At 65.6% G+C, this 13,586-nt stretch carries 22 protein-coding genes, 1 tRNA gene and 1 pseudogene; 18 read left to right on the top strand and 6 right to left on the bottom strand.

What is annotated here, in order from left to right; translation table 11 throughout:
• Positions 1 to 42 precede the first annotated feature (42 nt).
• Positions 43 to 174, top strand: a complete 132-nt coding sequence (locus tag AC069I_RS38155) for a hypothetical protein (RefSeq protein ID WP_478267527.1) — start codon at positions 43 to 45, stop codon at positions 172 to 174.
• Positions 175 to 246: 72 nt separating this feature from the next.
• Here the strand turns inward: AC069I_RS38155 and AC069I_RS38150 are convergent, their stop codons facing one another.
• Positions 247 to 651, bottom strand: coding sequence for a ChaB family protein (locus AC069I_RS38150; protein WP_478230304.1), 405 nt, complete (start codon positions 649 to 651; stop codon positions 247 to 249).
• A 199-nt stretch (positions 652 to 850) separates the two neighbouring features.
• On the opposite strand from AC069I_RS38150, the gene AC069I_RS38145 reads away from it, so the two are divergent.
• Entirely contained in the window at positions 851 to 1,672 is an 822-nt protein-coding gene (locus AC069I_RS38145; protein ID WP_478230303.1) for a S1 family peptidase, read from the top strand.
• 65 nt (positions 1,673 to 1,737) lie between these two features.
• On the opposite strand, the gene AC069I_RS38140 is transcribed toward AC069I_RS38145, so the two are convergent.
• Complete coding sequence (locus AC069I_RS38140; protein WP_478267526.1) at positions 1,738 to 2,715, bottom strand: hypothetical protein; 978 nt, start codon at positions 2,713 to 2,715, stop codon at positions 1,738 to 1,740.
• A gap of 225 nt (positions 2,716 to 2,940) precedes the next feature.
• Here AC069I_RS38140 and AC069I_RS38135 point away from each other — a divergent pair.
• Positions 2,941 to 3,513 (top strand): annotated as a pseudogene (locus AC069I_RS38135) (UvrB/UvrC motif-containing protein); the annotation flags it as partial.
• 315 nt (positions 3,514 to 3,828) lie between these two features.
• Here the strand turns inward: AC069I_RS38135 and AC069I_RS38130 are convergent.
• Positions 3,829 to 4,284, bottom strand: coding sequence for a hypothetical protein (locus AC069I_RS38130; protein ID WP_478267525.1), 456 nt, complete (start codon positions 4,282 to 4,284; stop codon positions 3,829 to 3,831).
• 333 nt (positions 4,285 to 4,617) lie between these two features.
• Between AC069I_RS38130 and AC069I_RS38125 the strand changes: the two genes are divergently transcribed.
• Positions 4,618 to 4,800, top strand: a complete 183-nt coding sequence (locus tag AC069I_RS38125) for a hypothetical protein (RefSeq protein WP_478267524.1) — start codon at positions 4,618 to 4,620, stop codon at positions 4,798 to 4,800.
• 157 nt (positions 4,801 to 4,957) lie between these two features.
• On the opposite strand, the gene AC069I_RS38120 is transcribed toward AC069I_RS38125, so the two are convergent.
• A complete protein-coding gene (locus AC069I_RS38120) occupies positions 4,958 to 5,173 on the bottom strand; it encodes a hypothetical protein (RefSeq protein ID WP_478230278.1) in 216 nt (71 codons plus the stop codon).
• Positions 5,174 to 5,223: 50 nt separating this feature from the next.
• On the opposite strand from AC069I_RS38120, the gene AC069I_RS38115 reads away from it, so the two are divergent.
• Positions 5,224 to 5,352: a hypothetical protein gene (locus AC069I_RS38115; RefSeq protein ID WP_478267523.1), complete on the top strand. Its 129-nt coding sequence runs from the start codon at positions 5,224 to 5,226 to the stop codon at positions 5,350 to 5,352.
• A 19-nt stretch (positions 5,353 to 5,371) separates the two neighbouring features.
• The gene (locus tag AC069I_RS38110) at positions 5,372 to 6,193 is read left to right on the top strand and encodes a tyrosine-type recombinase/integrase (protein ID WP_478267522.1); all 822 of its coding nucleotides are present in this window, start codon (positions 5,372 to 5,374) and stop codon (positions 6,191 to 6,193) included.
• A 121-nt stretch (positions 6,194 to 6,314) separates the two neighbouring features.
• Here AC069I_RS38110 and AC069I_RS38105 read toward each other — a convergent pair.
• Together AC069I_RS38105 and AC069I_RS38100 are read right to left on the bottom strand one after the other, a co-directional pair.
• Positions 6,315 to 6,395 (bottom strand) — tRNA-Phe (locus AC069I_RS38105).
• 887 nt (positions 6,396 to 7,282) lie between these two features.
• Positions 7,283 to 8,071 carry a GntR family transcriptional regulator gene (locus AC069I_RS38100; protein WP_478267521.1) on the bottom strand — a complete coding sequence of 263 codons (789 nt, stop codon included), beginning with the start codon at positions 8,069 to 8,071 and terminating at the stop codon, positions 7,283 to 7,285.
• A 119-nt stretch (positions 8,072 to 8,190) separates the two neighbouring features.
• Here AC069I_RS38100 and AC069I_RS38095 point away from each other — a divergent pair, with 119 nt between their 5' ends.
• The 12 genes from AC069I_RS38095 (at position 8,191) to AC069I_RS38040 (ending at position 13,476) form a co-directional block, all read left to right on the top strand.
• A complete protein-coding gene (locus AC069I_RS38095) occupies positions 8,191 to 8,574 on the top strand; it encodes a hypothetical protein (RefSeq protein WP_478267520.1) in 384 nt (127 codons plus the stop codon).
• A 279-nt stretch (positions 8,575 to 8,853) separates the two neighbouring features.
• Positions 8,854 to 9,507: a hypothetical protein gene (locus AC069I_RS38090; RefSeq protein WP_478267519.1), complete on the top strand. Its 654-nt coding sequence runs from the start codon at positions 8,854 to 8,856 to the stop codon at positions 9,505 to 9,507.
• Positions 9,508 to 9,706: 199 nt separating this feature from the next.
• Positions 9,707 to 9,835 carry a hypothetical protein gene (locus AC069I_RS38085; protein ID WP_478267518.1) on the top strand — a complete coding sequence of 43 codons (129 nt, stop codon included), beginning with the start codon at positions 9,707 to 9,709 and terminating at the stop codon, positions 9,833 to 9,835.
• A complete protein-coding gene (locus AC069I_RS38080) occupies positions 9,835 to 9,999 on the top strand; it encodes a hypothetical protein (RefSeq protein ID WP_158632669.1) in 165 nt (54 codons plus the stop codon). Before AC069I_RS38085 ends, AC069I_RS38080 begins: the two co-directional genes overlap by 1 nt.
• Positions 10,000 to 10,004: 5 nt before the next feature.
• A complete protein-coding gene (locus AC069I_RS38075) occupies positions 10,005 to 10,175 on the top strand; it encodes a hypothetical protein (protein ID WP_478267517.1) in 171 nt (56 codons plus the stop codon).
• Between the two features lies 1 nt (position 10,176).
• Positions 10,177 to 10,443 (top strand): hypothetical protein, encoded by a 267-nt coding sequence (locus tag AC069I_RS38070; RefSeq protein WP_478267516.1) that lies wholly within the window; start codon positions 10,177 to 10,179, stop codon positions 10,441 to 10,443.
• Position 10,444: 1 nt separating this feature from the next.
• A complete protein-coding gene (locus AC069I_RS38065; RefSeq protein ID WP_465464533.1) occupies positions 10,445 to 10,624 on the top strand; it encodes a hypothetical protein in 180 nt (59 codons plus the stop codon).
• A gap of 87 nt (positions 10,625 to 10,711) precedes the next feature.
• Positions 10,712 to 12,097, top strand: a complete 1,386-nt coding sequence (locus tag AC069I_RS38060; protein ID WP_478267515.1) for an FtsK/SpoIIIE domain-containing protein — start codon at positions 10,712 to 10,714, stop codon at positions 12,095 to 12,097.
• Positions 12,094 to 12,471, top strand: a complete 378-nt coding sequence (locus tag AC069I_RS38055) for a hypothetical protein (protein ID WP_478267514.1) — start codon at positions 12,094 to 12,096, stop codon at positions 12,469 to 12,471. Before AC069I_RS38060 ends, AC069I_RS38055 begins: the two co-directional genes overlap by 4 nt.
• A complete protein-coding gene (locus AC069I_RS38050) occupies positions 12,468 to 12,833 on the top strand; it encodes a hypothetical protein (RefSeq protein ID WP_478267513.1) in 366 nt (121 codons plus the stop codon). The genes AC069I_RS38055 and AC069I_RS38050 overlap by 4 nt, the downstream gene beginning before the upstream one ends.
• Positions 12,830 to 13,054: a hypothetical protein gene (locus tag AC069I_RS38045; protein WP_478236152.1), complete on the top strand. Its 225-nt coding sequence runs from the start codon at positions 12,830 to 12,832 to the stop codon at positions 13,052 to 13,054. The genes AC069I_RS38050 and AC069I_RS38045 overlap by 4 nt, the downstream gene beginning before the upstream one ends.
• The gene (locus tag AC069I_RS38040) at positions 13,051 to 13,476 is read left to right on the top strand and encodes a hypothetical protein (protein ID WP_478267512.1); all 426 of its coding nucleotides are present in this window, start codon (positions 13,051 to 13,053) and stop codon (positions 13,474 to 13,476) included. The genes AC069I_RS38045 and AC069I_RS38040 overlap by 4 nt, the downstream gene beginning before the upstream one ends.
• Positions 13,477 to 13,586: the final 110 nt, after the last annotated feature.

Here is a 13,586-nt window from a genome sequence, read left to right as displayed (position 1 = left end):
GGCCTCCACCAGCCGGATGCGACACCAACGGAGTTGAGAACCATGACACACGCATACGAAGATCCCGAGTCATCGGCCGAACGGGTGGCCGTGCCGGAACCACGCGGCGAGAACGATGCCCTGGAGGAAACGGCCCTAGAGCTTGAGCCCACGATCGTGCTCGGCCGGGAGTGAGTCTTCACAAGGGAAGGAGGCCGGCTCCTACGACGAGCCGGCCTCTCCCCGTGACGACCTCGGTGCCGGTCGTTACCGGCTCTGCCGGGCGCGAGCGGTCTCGCGGCGGCTGGCTTTCTCGAGCGCCTTGACCAGTTCGCTCTTCGACATGCGGGAACGCCCGCGAATCCCGAGCTCGCGGGCCCGCTGATACAGGTGTTCCTTTCCGGCTCGCGCGTCGACGCCTCCGTGGGTGCTCTTCGTACGCTGCCCGGCACCGCCCGCGGCCTGCTCATCGGACGGCCCGCGGCGCTCCTTCGGCTCCCAATGGTCACCGACTTTTTCGAAGGAGTGCTTCACGGCGGCGAACGCGGTCTGGCTGGCGCGGCGGCCGGGCCCGTAGGTTTCGAGCGCCGAATCATGCGCGGCCACCCAGGTGTCCTGGGCCTCGCGCGGCGAACGCAAGAGCGTGCTGGGCAGGTCTTCCCGTCCTGGCATGACGGACCTCCTTCCTCACGGATCACGCTCTCGGATAACCGATCCCGTCCCGGCCGAAACCAACGGTGAGTAGGGCGAGCCCTACCACGCGGTGTCCAGCAGTCACCACGACAAGTCAGCGGGCTGACCCGATGGCCCAGGACGAGGTGGACCGCGATGCTGGACGCGATCGATCCGAGCATCCGAACGAAGGAAACGTATGACGAGAGCGGGTTCCGTGCGCAGCCACCTGATTCGTGCCGCCAGTGTCGCGCTGGTGGGAGCTTTCTGCGCGATCGCCCTACCCGGCAGTGCCGATGCCGTGGTGAACGGGAAGGACTCCACCGAGCGCTACGAGTTCATGGCGTCGATCCCGGAGGTCGTGCCCGAGCTGAACAACGCCAAAGGTGTCTGCGGGGCCGTGCTGATCCACCCGCGATGGGTGGTGACCGCGGCGCACTGTGTCGACCCGGGGAACAACCCGGCTCAGCCGGAGGGGACGGTGCGCATCGGCAGCGAGCGACGGACCTCCGGCGGCACCGTCCGCACGATCGACCGCATGGTGCGCCACCCCGGCTACCAGCCGGGCCAGCCGAACAAGAACGACATCGCGCTCGTGCGCCTGGACCGGCCCGTCTCCGAACGGCCCATCCGCATCGCCGGCCGCCCCGGCCGCCCCGGCACACCGACCCGCTTGATGGGCTTCGGCACCACGGTCGACACCGCCGACATCACCAAAGTGGTATTCCCCGAACGACTCCAGCAGCTCGACACTCGCCGGGGAGCGGTGTCGGAATGCTCGCCCGGCTACGCGGACTCGACCCGGCTCTGCACGATCAGCCGCAAGCCCGGTGCGATGGCGTGCATGGGGGACTCCGGTGGCCCGCAGATCCAGCGCGGGAAGTGGGGCCGGTGGGAGCTGATCGGCGTCACCTCGGGACCTGGTGACAACGACGTGCCCTGCGCCAACGGACCCGGCCTCTACACCAGCGTGCCCGCCTACAAGGGCTGGATCCACCGCACCATCCACGGACACCGCTGACGCTCCTGCGCTTCGGCAGCGGGCGAGGACGGTGACCTGACCGTCCTCGCCCGCTTGCCGGCGCTTCACCGGGGCGCGAGTGCCTCCAAAGACGACAGCTGCGCCTTGTGCAGGTTCGAGATGATGTTCCTCGGCTTGTCCGCGGCCTTGCTGTAGTAGTGCGCGCCGGACTCGAACGCCAGGTAGACGTTGCTGCCGTAGACCGTCAGCCCCTCGGACATGCTCGGCGCGCGGAAGCAGTGCTTCTTGGCCGTGTCCAGGTCTTTGTCGCCGGCGCCGCGCCGGACCACGTAGAGGTTGCTGCGGTTGTTCCTGCCGTGCGAACTGCTGTAGATGAACAGGTCCTTGGTGACGATGAGGCCCTGCGTCTTCGTCGGCACCTCCCACGACCCCGGCCGGTAGCCCAGCTTGCCGTCGGCGCCGACGGTGTACGAGTGCATCAGTCCGCGCTTGGAGTCTTCGAACTTGCCCGCCCACAGGGTGTTGCTCGGGCCGTGGCTGGTAAGGAATGAGGCGGCGTAGACGGTCTGCGCCTTGCCTTCCTGCTCAATGGGCAGCGACTTCTTGATCGCGTTCTTCAGCTTCGCCAGCGAGTACTTGCGAATCGTGTCGCCCTTGCCCGACACGAATGCCCAACCCTGCTTCTCGAATACGGCGATCCCGCCGACGTGCGAGTAAGCGAGCAGCGCCTGGCCGACCTGCTTGCCGGTCTTGGCATCGATCCCGATGATGATCGCGCTGCGGTGGCCCGACTCGTACGAGGTGACCAGGATCAGGTCGTTCGACCCGTCCCAGTTCGACCAGGTCGCCGTGCCCTGGGGGATGTTGGTCGCCAGCGCGGGCACAGGGTGACTCTTGCTGAACCGGTTGTCGTAGGCGTAGGAGGCCGATTCCCCGTGGTAGAAGGGGCCGTCCTTGCCGCTGGACTTCGTGTCGCAGGTGATGGCCGCGGCCTCAGCGGAGGCGGTGCCCACCGTGGTGAGGCCGAGCATCAGCACGCTCGCCGCGGCAGTGATCGTCGCCTTCTTGAGCAGGGTCTTCATTCATCCCCTTGTAGTCGTTGTACGTCCAGTTCTCAACTGGGACTCGCGGGAAGCGCTCGCGGTTCCCTGCGTGCCTTCGCCACGCGCGCATGATCGCGAGGTGCTGATGCGGCAGGACAACAACACCCTTTGCGCCTTGGCGAAAAGGGTGTGTGCCCGGTCCGTCTCGCCGGTGACACTGACGCCCACGCCCTGACGAAATGGGGCCGCTGAACCAAGCCGCACCGTGAGGGGCTCGACCTGCCTGAGGTGTCGCTGGTCGCGATCCTCGACGCGGACAAGGAGGGCTTCCTCCGCAGTGGCACGTCGCTGATCCAGACGATCGGTCGCGCGGCCCGGAACGTGTCGGGCGAGGTGCACATGTACGCGGACAAGATCACCGACTCGATGCGGCACGCCATCGACGAGACCGATCGCCGCCGCGCCAAGCAGGTGGCCTACAACGAGGAGCGGGGTGTCGACCCGCAGCCGCTGCGGAAGAAGATCGCCGACATCCTGGATCGGGTCTACAGCGAGGCGGAGGACACGGAGTCCGTCGCGGTCGGCGGTTCGGGCCGGAACTCGTCGCGCGGCAAGAAGCCTGAGCAGGGCGATCGCGTGCGCAGCTCCGGGATGCTCGCGGACAAGGACGTCGCCGGGATGCCGCGCGCCGAGCTGGCGGATCTCATCCAGCAGATGACGGACCAGATGATGCAGGCCGCGCGCGACCTGCAGTTCGAGCTGGCCGCCCGGCTGCGGGACGAGGTCGCGGACCTCAAGAAGGAGCTCCGGGGCATGGACGCGGCCGGCATCAAATAGCCGCATTTCGTCCTCTGGATGCGATCCTTGCGCCTGCAAGTACCGCATTCAGAGGACGAAACGCGAGGGCTGCTGGGGTGAGCGATGACGGTCGACGAGGTGATCGAGTACTGCCTGGCCGTCGGACAAGAACCACGCGGCGGCGATAACATGAACCCCCTGGCCACTCTCGCGACCAGGGGGTTCCCGTTGCGACGTGCCCCGGCGGGCCTTGACGTCAGCGGAAGCCGCGACACCGCTGCGGTGTCGCGGCTTCTCGGCGCTACCAGAAGCGTCCATTGCGGACAGCGAGCTTCATGAATCCGCGAGCGCAGGTCACCTGCAGCGAATACGGACGCTCTCGCTCTCCTTGCGGTCGCGGTAGTTATCCCTGCCATCGCGTGCGAAGTGCTCGGATACTGTCCGATAGCGGCCCCGCTCGCACTGAGCTTCGGCATCGGCGCGCACCCACCTGGCGTCCTCCCTCCTTCCCTGATCCTCCTCGACGTTCTCCCACTCGCCGTCATCATATTTCTGCAGCCACGTTCGTACCTCGATCACCCTTACCTCGTCGCGGCAGCGGGTTACGGCGCGGGCACGCACGATGTCGCCGTCTTGCGACGGGCGCTCGACCCGGCCCTCGCACTCCAATCGCGGCAGCGCCTCAGCCGTCCCAGTGACCGCCTCGGCGGCGGACGCGCCCCCCGCGAGGAGTCCGGAAATAAAGAGTGTCACACTCGCCGCGACCAGCGAGCGCCGAAAAATTGAATTCGACAAAACAACTCTCCTCACATATCAAGGAAAGAAAAGGCCGATGTAGCTCATTGTCAGGTCGAAAATCAGGTGAGGACAAGTAGCCACTTCCTGGCCCTGGAACCGGCAGCAAGACAGGCGGACAAGCCTCGCCCGCCACAGCTCCGGCCGCGAACTGGCACTCCGCTCCGCCGTACGGTCGATGCGCTGCTTCGGCCTCCTGGAGCAGAGTAAGCCTTGTCCCTCATGGTGACGGGGACTGACAAATGCAACCTATCCGAGGCGTGGGTCTCGTGACTGCGACGACTACTGCTTGCGCTATGCCGGACCACCACGCAGCTATGCGGCTGTTGTTTCGCAAGGCGTGTCTCAATGCGGTTGAGGCTGATCGCCAGTGCCTGGATCCGCTCGTCGGTGATCGGTGGCCAGTCGGCGACGATGACGGCCACGGCTGGCACCGGAACGGGATGGCCGCACCAGGTTCCGGCGGAGGCGGGTAGCTCCCCGGCCACGCCCGTCTCCGCCGGGCGCCACGCGTTGCGGGAGGCGCGTTGACGGTACGGCTGTTCTTCGGGTGCCCACGTCCCGGCACGGTGGGCGAGTCCCGCCGCGTGGTGCACGTGTTCGCGGTGCCGGAGACCGACACCGTCCGGAGTCATGTGGACAGGCGAAGGTATTGGCGGCTGGAACGCTTATAGCGGGCTGCCGAAAATCACGGCCGATGGCGGCGCGTTCCCGGGCACCCAGGTCCCAGCCGATGGAATACCGCACCGTCCACGGTGATCAGCAGGTCACGGCGATAGCGGGCCGGGATCTGGGCGATGGCCTCATCCAGGACCTCGATGTGATCGGCCACCGTGTTGGAACCCGCGCTTCCCTTGCGCAGCAACAATGCCGGCGACTCGCCGGTGTTGTCATACCAGGCCATCAACGGAGCAGGCCTACCGGGACGGCATCGTCGACCACAACCCGGCGCGGGTGACCGGCTGGCAGAAACAGTACAAGCAGGCCGAGGACGAACTGGAAGACCCGCGGGCCCTGGCGCTGCCGGACTGGCACACCCTGACCAGGTTCGCCGGACGCGCTCGGCGCACGCTCGCACGGTGAGTACCGCGGTTGGGGCGACGTGGTGCTGTTCGCGGCGTGCACCGCCGCCCGGATCGGCGAAGTCTCGGGCTGCCGGATGAAAGACATCGACACTACGACCTGGACGTGGAACCTCCGGCGGCAGACCGCCCCCGGGCCCGGCGGGCTGCTGGGCAAGGGCACCAAGGGCAAACGCGCCCGGAAAGTACCCCTGATCGAGGACATCCGGGAACTGGTCGAGCACCGGATCGCCCTGACCGACGGGAATCCCGACGACCGGCTCTTCCGCGGGCCCCGCGGCGGCCGCATCACCACCGCGGTGCTGCGCGACGCGACCTACGAGCACCTCCGCCGCCACGACCTGCGGCACACCGGGCTGACCTGGATGGCCGACGCCGGCGTTCCCGTGCACCACCTGCAGAAGAATCGCCGGCCACGGCTCGATCACGACAACCCAGAGGTACCTGCGCCCCGACCACCGCGCCATCACGGAGGCGGGGGCGAAACTGAGCGAACATCTGCGGGTACCACGGTCAGGACGGCTCCAGCTCGTCCGATAGAAGAATTTCCAGAAATTCAGGAGACGCTCCGCCTTCTCGAAGGCAGAGCGTTTCTTTTTGGCTTTTTAGGACCGGATGGAAGCGCGTACCGGCCGACGGCACGAATGCCGGAAGCCGCCGGCGCCGCCGTATTCGGGCGTGCCCGTAAAACACGTTCTTCACGCTGCCGCACGCACCGCCCGCCTATGGGGCCGTACACACCGTTCCCCAGCCACCAGCCCGCCGCCTGGTCCACAGCCAGCCCCGGCGACCTGGCGCTGTTTTGCCCGGGTCAAGCGCGCCAGAGACGCCCCAGAACGTGACTTGGTCCCCGCGTGGTCCCCAAGCAGCTGCTTCGGTATTCACCGAAGAGTTTTGTTCGGTGGAACGAGAAAACCGCTTGGCTTGGGTCTTCACCCAAGCCAAGCGGCTTCGTCTTCCGGTCGGGCTGACAGGATTCGAACCTGCGACCCCTTGACCTTATTCGGGGCCGCGCTGACCTGCTCGCGGGCGTTGCGCATGCCCTCTGAGCAGGAAAAACAGGGGCGTCCTGGGGCATCGTTGGTCGTCGCATGTGGGTGTCATGTGGCATGAATGTGGCATGGCCGGATGCTCCTGATCTTGTAGATCTCTCCCTACAAGTGGGGGGCCTCTTCGGCATCTCGTCGACCTGGCGCAAGCCCGATCGCGCCGTGTCAAGGGGGCGCTTCGAGCCTGTCCGGCGCGTGCCTGCGGTCTGCCCCCTTGACGCGGTGTGATGCCCTCTGGGAGGTCGTCGGGATGCCGAATGGCCACACACGGACGCGACGTGCGCTCTCTCCCGGCCATCTCGGAGACCTGCCCGTCCGGCGAGGACATCTTCTTCTGTGAACGGTCCGAGGACCCACGGCCTGCCTCGCCGCGGCCGACCGCGCGGGGACCGGCGCCAGCCGCACGCCCCGCGCGGGGCTCGGCCGCGGCAAAGGGCATGAGGCCGTGCGGCCCCGCAGGGGCCGCCTTGAACAAGAAAAGAAACTCTGAACACACTGAGCCTGCGGTCCCTGGCAAGCAGCGTCTACAAGAGACAGGGGAGTCCAAAGAGGAACGCCCCGTAGCGGAGGTTGGTTGGCCCACTTCACAGCTACGAGGCGTTCAAGTTGGAAGGTAGCAGATCACTCGCTACGGGGCGAAAGCTTGTATGCGGCAGTGAACGAGGAACCGCACCGGTAGCACCTGGTGGCGGCACACGTGATATCTGGATCACCACATTCGGGGCAGCCATGCAGCCGTACAGGGAGCACTTCGCCGAAGTCGACAAGGGTGAACTGTGTCGCCTCGCCGTACGGTCGCTCATGGTCGACGGTGCCGTGGGACCCGACCGCGCGGGGCGCATCGTCTTCCTCGGGGTGGTGCTTACCCATCTTCTGCTGCCCTTACTGTGGTCGGTCCATCATGTAGACGAACTCGTAGCGGTCACTGGGAAAGATGATGTCGGCCGCCTCAACGGGGATCAAGTCGTCCGAATCGCCATGCGTTGCAAGGACAGTCTGCCGAACCTCGACGACGTGAACATCAGCGGGGATGGCCAGTTCGGACGTCTCGAACGCGGTCGGGGGCCGAACAATCAGCCGCTCCTGGATGTGCGCGATGTTCCACCCGATCGCAGCAAACCGCATGTTCAGGCCGTGTGTGCCATGGGGACCCTGGTGCGGATGCTCGATGACGGTTCCGCCAGTGATGCTCCGCGGCTCCCATGACGTCGACATGCTCATCGGATGGCGATCGGCGAACACGCGGTAGGTCGTCTCGGTGACGCGTTCTCCTGGGGAGATATCCAGCCGTTGGGCGACCCACTCGGTGGCCGGCACTTCGTGAGTGTCGTGCTTGGCGCTTGGCGTGCGTCCTGCTCGACCGGCTTCGCGTACGTATGTGCGCTCTTCTTGCTCGAAGTGCCTATAGGGCATGGTCCGGATCATCCGGTCCAGCTTGGCGACGTAGGTGCCTTTGCCCGGAACGGTGTAGACGAGGCCTTCGCTCTGGAGGACCTGAAGAGCCTTCTTGCTGGTGATCATGCTGACGTGGTGCTGCTCGCAGAGGGCGGCCGCGCTGGGAACGGGCGCATCCACCTGAAGTAGGCCCGCGCGGATCTGCTGACGGAGATCGTCGGCTATCTGCATGTACTGCGGTACGGCCTTGCCTTGGCTTCGCTCGCTACTGGTCATAGTTGGTCATCCTTGGTCCATTCGAGTGACAAGGTGGGTATGGTTTGACATACCAGGTATGTCGTCGCATACTAGGTATGTAACACGATACCAGGTGCTCGACTCTCTGGAGGCTCGACATGCAGGACATCCCGTTCATCAGCGACGGCTACAAGTTCATGGTCACCGAGGCGCCGACCATGAAGATGCGTGAGAACAAGAAGACCAAGGAGTTGGAGCCCTCGTTGGTCGACGGCGTCGCTGAGTTCGTCGTGATGCTGTTCGCGAAGGCGAAGGCGCCGGGGCGCAACGGTCGGATCGCCAAGGGTGAAGAGATCAAGGTGACTCTGTCGACGGATCCGGGGGATGGGTTCGACGAGGGCACCTACGTGGAGCTGATCGCGCCGGTGTTGAACACCTGGCAGACGACCAACGATGAGGGGCGGATCACGGCCTCCGGTCTGTGGTTCAAAGCTACGGGATTGAAGCCTGCCGGGATGGGCGCTGTTCGCGACGTCGCCTGATTCCGGCCACATGACCGGCGGGTGACCGGTTCGCGGAACCTCCCCCAGTGTCCGCGGCACAACACTCTGGAGCGCTGCCCTGTAGGCAGGCTGCCCGTTCGAGCCGGGTCCAGCGCGCTTTCCGTTCATTGACAAATACACAGTGGGCCGATCCATGCCTAAATCCGCGCCGTTTGTGGTGGCGCGCATTGGTTCCCGGGCTCATTTCTCCGGGGATCTTTGGGCTTTACCAGACTTCGGGACTTTGACACTTAAGTGTCAAAAGGGAGGCGGGCGAGAATGGTGGACACGGCAGAGTGCATCACTGCTCGGCTGGTGACGGCGTTCGACGCGACATGGGCCGCGATCCGCGAGCGTCACCCGGAGGTTCCCTTCGTGGTGCTGACCATCGGGTCCGGAACGCTGGGAAGCAAGCCGGGACAGGCGAAACTCGGGCACTTCGCGGCGGGCCGCTGGCAGGTGGGTGATACAGCGCCGGTTCCGGAGCTTTTCGTTTCAGGAGAAGGGCTTCGCCGCACGGCTGAGGAAGTCCTCGGGACGCTGCTTCACGAGGCCGCTCACGGCCTGGCTCACGCACGAGACATCAAAGACACGTCGCGCCAAGGCCGGTACCACAACAAGCGTTTCAAGGCGCTGGGCGAGGAACTGGGGCTGATCCTGGAGGAAGACCCGGCCATCGGGTGGAGTCGCACCACGGTGCCGACGAAAACGTCGAACCAGTACCGGGGCGAAGTCGACCTGATCAAGGCTGCGCTGGTCGCTCATCGCCACGCGGAAGAGACGAAACCGGCGAAGGCGCGCAGTAACAATCTGGCCGTCGCAACCTGCGGATGTGAACGCAAGATCCGGGTTGCCAAGACGACGCTCGTGGAAGCACCGATCCTCTGTGGACGCTGCGGAATCGAGTTCGCCGCGGAAGACGACGACGAGTAGATCCAATGCGGGAAAGGAGAAGGACGATGGTGGGAGTTGTGGCGGGTAGGGGTGGGCTGTCCTCGTATGACCCGTCCGGCCCGAAGCGGGGCTACTGAGACCAAGCACGTTTGCACCGCGAAGTTCTACGTGGTGCACGGGATCGCGACATGCGAAGTGTGTGGCGCGCAATGGAACTACCCCTGAGGAGAGAAACGACATGATCGCGAACGTACTGCCGTACGTGTTCTGGCTGGTCCTCTCGGGCTGTCTGATCGCGGCGGCTCCGATGATCGGCATTCCGGCCCTGGTGCTCTCGCTGGGCCTGGTCGCGAAGGCGGGTCGGTGATGGGCCGCCCGGTGCGCGTCGGCTCGGTGATCCGCATGCTCGCGGCTCGCCTGGAGCAGGAACGCAGGGAAGCACTGGAGGAACCGACCACGGATCTCGGCTGGCAGGCGGGATTCTGCGCGGGCCTGGAGCACGCCCGGCACGTGATCCGGAACGGAGGCTGAACATCATGCCGGAAATCCTGGAGATCATCACCGCGGCTACCGAGGCGTACCGCAAGTTCGAAGCCGCGCATCCGGACCGGGAGATCCGGCAGGCGGTAGGGAACGCAGTGAGATTCCTTGCCGCTGACCTGAAATCGGCCGCCGAACTGACGGCGGAGACACGGGAAAGGGCCTGACATGCAAATCGGAGTGCTCAACCGGCGCGCCCAGCAACGCTACGCCACGTTCACCGCGACGCTGGATCTCCTGGGCGACATCCTGACTGACGTCGACAAGCTCATCGCCAAGGTCGACGACGGCGCGGCCGGTGCCGACTCCTGGAGCATCGCCACCCAGGACGAACTGAAGCAGTACCGGACGAACGCCTTCGACGCACTGGATCACCTGCGGACACTGGGCAAGAAACACGAAGCCGAACTGATCTCGCGTGAGTGGAGGTTCTGACATGAGCCATCAGGTAGACCGCGTGGTCGACGACCTGTCCTCTGCCCTGCTCCAGCTCAAGGACGCGATGCGGGGAATGCCGCTGAACCAGAACGGTTTCCGCGCCGCGCACGACAAGGCCGCCCGCGCGATGGGCACGCTCACCACGGAGCTGCTCGACGCCCGACCGGCCATGACCTGACCACACTTTCCCGCACGAGACCGGCCCCGCACCTCCTGACCGAGGACGCGGGGCCGGTTTCGTTCTACCCCAAGGAGAAACACTCCCATGTGGACCAAGAAGACCTACGAAGCCCCGAAGTCCTCGCGTCGCGTGGGTGGCGAGTTCCGCGCCCTGAAGTGGACTGCCCGCCACCCCGGCTCTGTCCTCGTGCCTGGCGCGCTCGCCGCTTCCGGTATCGAACTCGGCTGGGCCACCACGGGCGGCATCGTCGGCGGCACAGCGGTCGGACTGTGCACCTGGTACCGGGCGCACCCGGACACCTTCGACCACTACGCCGCTCCCCGGATGCGGGCCTGGCGCCGACGTTGGTCGGTCTACTTCGGACCGAAGTTCAACAAGGCGCTCCGGGCCTGCGACCTGTACACCACGGACCGCAAGACCGGGCAGGAGCGGTTCCCGCGGGTGATCCGGGTGCGCTCGTACTCGCCTTCGGTCGACACGATCACACTGGCGCTGGCACCCGGGCAGGGACGTCGCTCGTTCGACGACAAGCTCGAAATCCTGGCGGACACGCTGAAGGTGGAGCGCATCGCGATCGAGCGGCCGAAGCCGGGGTACGTCGCGCTGATCGTGGAGCGCTCGGAGCCGTTCACCGAGACCATTCCGGCGCCGGAGATGCCCGAAGAGGCCGACGCGGTCGACCCTGGCGACATCTACATCGGCGAGACCGAGTACGGCTCGGAGTGGCGGCAGGGCGTGGGCAGTCAGCACATCTTCATCGCCGGTGCAACCGGGGCCGGTAAGAACTCGGTCATCCTCGCGATTCTCCGCGGCTTGGCTCCGCTGATCCGTGACGGGCTCGTGCGCTTGTGGATCTGCGACCCGAAGCAACTGGAGTTCGCCAAGCTCGCGGGCGTCGCCTACCGGTACGCCGACGACGAGGGCAAGTGTGCCGAGTTGGTCGACGAGTACATCGAGGACCTGCGCGCGGTTCAGCGCATGTTCGCCTCGACTGGAAAGCGGAAGATCACGATGTTGCGGGAAACCCCGTTGAACATCCTGATCCTCGACGAAATCGGCGCGCTCCTGGCCTACGGCGACGGCACCATCGGCCGTGCACTGCGGAAGCACCTCGCGATCGCCGGGTCGCAGGGCCGCGCTACCGGGCACTCGATGATCGCCGCGGTACAGGAGCCGACCAAGGACACCGTGCCGATTCGCGAGCTGTTCCCGGTCCGGATCTGCATGCGCGTCACCGCACAGTCGCATGTGGACATGGTCCTCGGCGACGGCTCCCGCCTCCGCGGTGCCCTGGCCGACGAAATCCCCAACATCCCGGAGACCGCCGGTATCGGCTACGTGATCCGGCAGAAGACCCGCACCCCGATCCGGGTCCGCGCGGCCTACACCGACGACGGCGACATCGACGACCTCGTCGCCTTCGTCCGCTCCGGCTGGACTGGCGAATCCCGCCTGGCGGTGGTCGCGTGATGAGGGGCGACGGCTACTCGAACGTCCTGCACGTACCGCATTTCGTGCTGACCACCTGGATTCGCGACTACACCTTCAGCCACACATCGGGGAAGCTGCATAGGAACCGGGCGGATGCTGAGCGCGAGTTGCTCATCTGGGAACGGCAGCATGCCGAGGCGCTTCGAGAGGGCGCGCTCTCGACGCTGATAACGGAACTCGACGTGGTCTATCTGCCGCGCTGCCTGGAGTGCGCGGAACTCCCCGGCGACGACCCTGCGGTCTACGAGACCTGGCTCGACCTGTGCGAGGCCCTCCGTGACCATCCCGGCTGGGTCGCGACATCTGGCCTACACGTGTTCTGCCCGAATCACCGACCGGACAAGGAGGAATGATGCTCGTCCCGACGAACTACGCAGTGATCGCCCTCGGACCGTACTTCGAGGTGAAGGCCTGGAATCGGCGGAACCGCACCTGGGATATCACCAACGAGCAGCTTTACAAGTCGCGCACGGAGTGCCGCCCCATCATGGAGTGGCTGAAGTCGCAGGACTCGGACACCTACGAAATCATCGAGTATTCGCACGTGTACCGCTGCCACTGTGTGATCTGCGGATGCCCGCCGGACTACGACGAGGTTTACTCGTTCCCTGACTGGTTCGAACTCGTCGCCTACGTGGCCAATTATCCCGGCTGGATGACCACGTCCGAAGTGCTGATCTTCTGCCCCGATCACCGACTAATGAAGGAGGAATGACCATGTGGCGCATCGGTTTCTATGTGTGGCGCGTGTGGCTGGTCGCCAAGTACGGCGCCCCCGCCGTGGGCCTGCTAGTGCTGATCTTCTGGGCGCAGGGTGCCTCGCCGCTGTTCTGGGTCACCCTCGGCGTGTTCGGGTGCATGGGCCTCGGGATGGCGCTCGGGGTGATCGAGTTCCGCAACCAGGAGTTCGGCAAGCCGAGGGAGCGCATCCGATGACCAGACGCGTGAACCGCGATCAGCTCGGGCTGTTCGGCACGGTCGACCCGGCTCCACCGCCACGGCCCGCCCGCCAGTGCCCACCGATCCGAGACCGCAAGAAGACGCCCGGTGGCGCCGGGAACCCATTGGTGGCAAAGGACGTTCTCGCGGAAGTCCGCGATGGACACTACGGCCTGCTCGACGACTCCGACAAGGTCGTCGTGATCGAGGACGGCGAACGCGCCCGCCCGGCGTTGGACGAGGACATCGTCCACCACCTCATGGCCAACGGCTACATCGCTCGCTGCCGCCCCGGACACACGATGACGTGCGTCTACGGGATCAAGCGAAGCCCGGTCCTGCCGCTCCAGCTCACGCCGCGCGGCAAGGCCATGCTCCAGCGCTGGTCCAACCTGCAACCCCTGGGAGACGAGACGTGAACATGCTCCGGCTACGACTGCTACAAGCCGAGTTCTACAGGATTTGCGATGGACCGTACACGGTGGCTGCATTCCGGCGACTGGCTGAGCTGGGCGACGAAATGGCCGCC

The organism is Amycolatopsis sp. NPDC043885, from assembly GCF_056435685.1.
The sequence above is the reverse complement of the archived record's forward strand: the minus strand, read 5'-3'. Positions and strand labels throughout refer to the sequence as shown.

Excerpts from the sequence above, each read along its gene's own strand:
- AC069I_RS38155 (WP_478267527.1), top strand. The coding sequence starts at position 43 with ATGACACACGCATACGAAGATCCCGAGTCATCGGCCGAACGGGTGGCC.
- AC069I_RS38150 (WP_478230304.1), bottom strand. The coding sequence starts at position 651 with ATGCCAGGACGGGAAGACCTGCCCAGCACGCTCTTGCGTTCGCCGCGC.
- AC069I_RS38145 (WP_478230303.1), top strand. The coding sequence starts at position 851 with ATGACGAGAGCGGGTTCCGTGCGCAGCCACCTGATTCGTGCCGCCAGT.
- AC069I_RS38140 (WP_478267526.1), bottom strand. The coding sequence starts at position 2,715 with ATGAAGACCCTGCTCAAGAAGGCGACGATCACTGCCGCGGCGAGCGTG.
- AC069I_RS38125 (WP_478267524.1), top strand. The coding sequence starts at position 4,618 with ATGCGGTTGAGGCTGATCGCCAGTGCCTGGATCCGCTCGTCGGTGATC.
- AC069I_RS38120 (WP_478230278.1), bottom strand. The coding sequence starts at position 5,173 with ATGGCCTGGTATGACAACACCGGCGAGTCGCCGGCATTGTTGCTGCGC.
- AC069I_RS38100 (WP_478267521.1), bottom strand. The coding sequence starts at position 8,071 with ATGACCAGTAGCGAGCGAAGCCAAGGCAAGGCCGTACCGCAGTACATG.
- AC069I_RS38095 (WP_478267520.1), top strand. The coding sequence starts at position 8,191 with ATGCAGGACATCCCGTTCATCAGCGACGGCTACAAGTTCATGGTCACC.
- AC069I_RS38090 (WP_478267519.1), top strand. The coding sequence starts at position 8,854 with ATGGTGGACACGGCAGAGTGCATCACTGCTCGGCTGGTGACGGCGTTC.
- AC069I_RS38085 (WP_478267518.1), top strand. The coding sequence starts at position 9,707 with ATGATCGCGAACGTACTGCCGTACGTGTTCTGGCTGGTCCTCTCGGGC.
- AC069I_RS38080 (WP_158632669.1), top strand. The coding sequence starts at position 9,835 with ATGGGCCGCCCGGTGCGCGTCGGCTCGGTGATCCGCATGCTCGCGGCT.
- AC069I_RS38075 (WP_478267517.1), top strand. The coding sequence starts at position 10,005 with ATGCCGGAAATCCTGGAGATCATCACCGCGGCTACCGAGGCGTACCGC.
- AC069I_RS38070 (WP_478267516.1), top strand. The coding sequence starts at position 10,177 with ATGCAAATCGGAGTGCTCAACCGGCGCGCCCAGCAACGCTACGCCACG.
- AC069I_RS38065 (WP_465464533.1), top strand. The coding sequence starts at position 10,445 with ATGAGCCATCAGGTAGACCGCGTGGTCGACGACCTGTCCTCTGCCCTG.
- AC069I_RS38060 (WP_478267515.1), top strand. The coding sequence starts at position 10,712 with ATGTGGACCAAGAAGACCTACGAAGCCCCGAAGTCCTCGCGTCGCGTG.
- AC069I_RS38050 (WP_478267513.1), top strand. The coding sequence starts at position 12,468 with ATGATGCTCGTCCCGACGAACTACGCAGTGATCGCCCTCGGACCGTAC.
- AC069I_RS38045 (WP_478236152.1), top strand. The coding sequence starts at position 12,830 with ATGACCATGTGGCGCATCGGTTTCTATGTGTGGCGCGTGTGGCTGGTC.
- AC069I_RS38040 (WP_478267512.1), top strand. The coding sequence starts at position 13,051 with ATGACCAGACGCGTGAACCGCGATCAGCTCGGGCTGTTCGGCACGGTC.